This is a genomic window from Bradyrhizobium sp. Kon37, from assembly GCF_055807535.1.
Window position 1 is genome coordinate 1 of the sequence record NZ_JBVVOY010000058.1, and the last position, 4,635, is coordinate 4,635.

Annotated in this window: 3 protein-coding genes; all 3 read right to left on the minus strand. The window is 62.5% G+C overall.

What is annotated here, in order from left to right; all coding sequences use genetic code 11:
• The coding region (locus AC0L3J_RS36855; protein WP_473350352.1) for a tetratricopeptide repeat protein at positions 1–1,372 on the minus strand (1,372 nt) is incomplete at its 3' end.
• A 112-nt stretch (positions 1,373–1,484) separates the two neighbouring features.
• Positions 1,485–3,728 carry an O-linked N-acetylglucosamine transferase, SPINDLY family protein gene (locus AC0L3J_RS36860; RefSeq protein WP_473350353.1) on the minus strand — a complete coding sequence of 748 codons (2,244 nt, stop codon included), beginning with the start codon at positions 3,726–3,728 and terminating at the stop codon, positions 1,485–1,487.
• A gap of 124 nt (positions 3,729–3,852) precedes the next feature.
• The coding region (locus AC0L3J_RS36865) for an O-linked N-acetylglucosamine transferase family protein (RefSeq protein WP_473350355.1) at positions 3,853–4,635 on the minus strand (783 nt) is incomplete at its 5' end.

Consider the following 4,635-nt stretch of genomic DNA (forward strand, 5'->3'; position numbering starts at 1 on the left):
TATCGACCTTGTCGGCCTGGATACGATCGGCCAACTCGTCATCCGACATCTGCCAGGCGTCGACCCAGACATCCGCCGCGGACCTGAATGCGGCGGTCATCTCATCCCTCACCGGCGAACACGAATAGCAGACGATCTCGAACCTGGCGTGATCATGGTGGCGCAGCACTGGCAATAGAGCGAACGCAGCCGAGTGATGCCAAAACTCGGCAGCAACATAGCCAACCACGATCCGCCTGTCGGGATCAAGCTGCCGGGGGGCAAGAGTCCTTCGCGGCAACTTCGCGCCGATCGCATCCCACCACTGCTTTCGTGCGGCCTGCTGAACCGCGAAATCGGCGTCGGAGAGATAGTCGAGGAAGAATATCTTCCGCCCGATCAAGGAGGCATCCGGTACAATGGCCAGCGCCGCATCGAGTAGCTCGATCGCCGATGCGATCTCTCCCTGGTTGGCAAAACAAGCGCTCAGCAGCGCCATTCCGATTGCGGAGCGTGGATATTCCTCCAGCAACGTGGTGCAGGCCAGAATCGCTTGCGCCGTGTTTCCCATGGCAAGCGCGACTTGTGCCTTCCCCTGCAAGGCCACCTCGAGCTTGGGCGCGAGCGCAAGGGCCGCGTCAAAATCCGCCCCCGCCTGTTCCAACCTCGACGTCTCAAGATTGAGCCGTCCACGGTTCGCCAGGATTTTCGCCGAGCCCGGCCTGATCGCAAGCGCCGCCTCCAGCGCGCTTTTGGCCTCGTCGAAGTTCTTGAGCTCGATATTGACCAGACCCTTGCCGACGAGCGCCTCCACGTTTCGCGGCTGAAACAACAGTGCGCGCTCGAAGCTCTGTTTGGCGCGATCAAGCTGGCGCAGGGCGAGCTCTGCCAGGCCGCGATTGCAGAGCGCATCGGCATGATCGGGCTTCAGCCCGATCGCGCGATCGTACAGTTCGATGGCCTGCTCGACGCGGTTTAGATGCAACAAGGTATTGCCGAGGTTGGACAAGGCCATCGGGAAGCTGGGCTTCAACGCGATGGCCCTCTCCAGGGACATACGCGCGTCCTCATATTCCCCAAGTGCGAAATGCGTGGCTCCCAAATCGGAAAATGCCTGTGCCGAGCGTGGGTCGACCGTCACGGCATATTTGAGTGCCTGTTTCGCTACCTCGAACTGTCGGCTCGCGAATGCGCCCAAGCCAAGCAGATGCAAGGCGCTAAAATGCTCCGGAAGTTCATTCAGGATCTGGCGGCAGAGCGCCTCGGTCTCCGCATACCGGCCCTGGCCATAGGCCGTATTCGCGGTCGAAATGATCGCGTCCGCCTGCTTCTTCAATTTCTTCTGCAATCGCGCGTTCTGGAACGCGCGCGCGCCGGCGCCGCTGCTCTGCAAGGATTCTCTCCGGAGGATGCCCGGGACGATTCTAGCTGATTCGCTGCCAGAGCCGCCGGTTTAGGCGGCCCGGCGATCTCCGGAAGACGCCGGTGCCCAACCCAGGCCTCGCCTACGCAACGTCGGCGTCATTAGAGGCCGCGGCACAATAGTCGCGCCAAAACTTTCGGTAACCCGCCTCGAGCTCGCGCGTGTAGGTCTCGACATTGCCGGCGGGCGAAGCCGCGATCCGGGCCGGCAACTCCGCGCGCAATTTCGCCAGATAATCGGGCTGTGACGCAAATTTGCGGGCGATCTCGACATAGCCGTCGTCATCTTCGGCCACCCAGTCGCCGAGGCCGACGGCAGTCACGATAGAGGCGCCGGCACGCGAGGAGGCCCCGATGCCGAGCTTGGCCACGACGGGAACGCCCTTGTAGAGAGATTCCCAGGTGCTGATGCCGCCATTTTGCGGGAACGTGTCGAAGGAAATATCGACCTGGGCGAAAGCCGCCAGATGGTCGTCGCGCGAGGTGGTGCCGAGGCAGGTGATGCTCTCCTCGACAACGCCCTGCGCCAGGAAACGCGCGATCAGGCTATCGCGCAGCAGGGGATCATCGAGCAGACCATGCTTGAGGACGATCTTCGATCCCGGCAGCTCCCGCATGATGCGCGACCAAACACGGATCGCATCATCCGATATTTTGTAGATGCGGTTGAACACACCGAACGTGACGTAGCCGTTGCGGAGCATCGGCAGCTCCGAAGGCTGCAGATCCGAGACGGGTTCAATCGTGATCAGGCACGGCAGATCGTAGATTTTTTCGGCAAACAAATGCCGAACCGACGGCGGAATGAAAATGGGATCCGCGAGCACGTAGTCCATCGTCAGCATGCCCGTGCCCGTCGCGTGTCCGAAGCCAGTAGCCTGGATCGGGGCCGGCTTACGCGCGAAACACTGCAGCCTGTTACCGGTCGTGTGGCCCGAAACGTCGATCAGAATATCGACTTTGTCAGCCTGGATACGATCGGCGAGCTCGTCATCCGAAAGCCCCCAGGCATCGACCCAGACGTCGGCCAATGATTTGAACATGGCGGTGTACTCGTCCGCGCCCGGCCAGGAATAGTAGCAGATGATTTCGAACTTGGTGTGATCATGATGGCGCAGCACCGGCAGCAGCGTAAGCCCTGCGGAGTGCTGCCGGAATTCGGCAGCGACGTAGCCGACCACGATCCGCTTTTCCGGATCCAGCGGCCGCTTCGGCAGCTCCCTTCGCGGCTGCTTGGAGCCGATCTGGTCCCACCAGGATTTTCGCACTGCCTGCTGGACCACGAAATCGGCCTCGGCGCGGTAGTCCTCCAGGAAGATCTTTCCTCTGATCGCATCCCCATAATCCGGCCGGAGCGCCAGCGCGCGATCGAGATACTCGATCGCTGCGTCCATGTCCCCCTGGTTCGAATACGAGAATCCCATCAGCGCCAGCCCCATCTCGGAGCGCGGATTTTGCTCGATCAGGGCCGCTGCGGCTGCCATCGCCTGCGCGGTTCTTCCCATGACGAGGCAGGTCTGGGCCTTGCCGCGAAGCGCCAGCTCGAGCTTGGGCGAGATCGCAAGCGCCGCCTCGAAATCCGCAAGCGCGGGCTCCAGGCGCTGCAACTCGTAACTGAGCCGCCCGCGTTGGGCCAGGATCCTCGGCGAGCCGGGCTTGATCGCGAGCGCCATGGCAAGCTTGGCCGCCGCCTCGTCGTGGTGCCGCAGCTCGATGCTGACCATGCCGCTGCCGACGATGGCCTCGGCGTGACGGGGTTGAAACAGCAGGGCGCGGTCGAAGCTTTCCTTGGCGCGCATGGTCTGTCCAAGCACAATTTCGACCATGCCGCGATTGCAGAATGCATCGGCATAATCCGGCTTGATCTTGATGGCGCGCTCATGCAGTTCGAGCGCCTGTTCGTACTGCCCCAGATGCATCAGCGTGTTGCCGAGGTTGGTCAGCGCGACCGCAAAATTCGGCTTTAGCGCGATGGCCCTCTCCTGGCACCGCCGCGCCGCCTCGTAGTTGCCGAGGTCGAAATGCACGGTGGCAAGATTGTTGTGCGCATCGTGCAAGCGCGGATCGAGTGCAATCACGCGCTCGAGCAGCTGTTGCGCCTCCTCCAGCCGCCGGCCGTCATGCGCGCACATGCCGAGCAGATGCATCGCGTCGACATGATCCGGCAGCGCTTTCAGGATATCCCGGCAGAGTGCTTCGGTCTCGGCATATCGGCCCTGGCCATAGGCGGTAGCCGCGGCGGAGAGGACGGCGTCCGCCTGCTTCATCAATTTCTTCTGCAATCGCGCGTTCTGGAATGCGCGCGCGCCGCCGCCGCTGCTCTGCAAGATGTCTCTCCGGAAGATGGCCCGCGGCAGAGTCTAACTGATTCGCGAGCCCGGCCGTCTGATCAGCTGGTGCCGTGGTATCCCGGGATTTCCCGAGGCTCAGCGGCCCGGGATTGCTGGTCCCTTACGCAACGTCGCTGCCTTCGGCAGCCGCGGCACAATAGTCGCGCCAGAACTGGCGGTAACCCGCTTCGACCCTGGCCGTGTAGATTTCGACATTGCCGGCGGGGGACGCTGCGATCCGGGCCGGCAGATCCGCGCGCAACTTCGCCAGATAATCAGGCTGCGCCGCATATTTGCAGGCGATCGCGGCATAGCCCTCGTCATCCTTGGCGACCCAGTCGTCGAGGCCGACCGCAGCCACGATCGAACCGCCGGCACGCGACGAGGCGCCGTTGCCGAGCTTGGCCACGACGGGAACGCCCGCATAGAGCGATTCCCAGGTGCTGACGCCGCCGTTTTGCGGGAACGTGTCGAGCGATATGTCGACGTTCGCAAACGCCCGCAGGTGCTCGTGGCGCGGCGACGAGCCCAGGCAGGTGACACTCTTCTCGGCAATGCCCTGTGCCACGAACCGCGCGACCAAATTGTCGCGCAGCATGGGATCGTCAAGCAGGGTATGCTTGATGATGATCTTCGAACCCGTCACCTCGCGCATCACTTTCGACCAGACTCGGATGGCTTCGTCCGAGATCTTGTAGATGCGGTTGAACACGCCGAAGGTCACATAGCCGTTGCGAAGCATGGGAGGCTCCGAAGGCGCCACGTCCAGGCCGGGATCCATCGTGATCAAGCACGGCAGATCGTAGACTTTTTCAGCCAGCAGATGCCGCGCCGATTGCGGAATGAAGACGGGATCCGCGAGCACGTAGTCCATGGTCTGAAGGCCCGTGCCCGTGGCGTGACC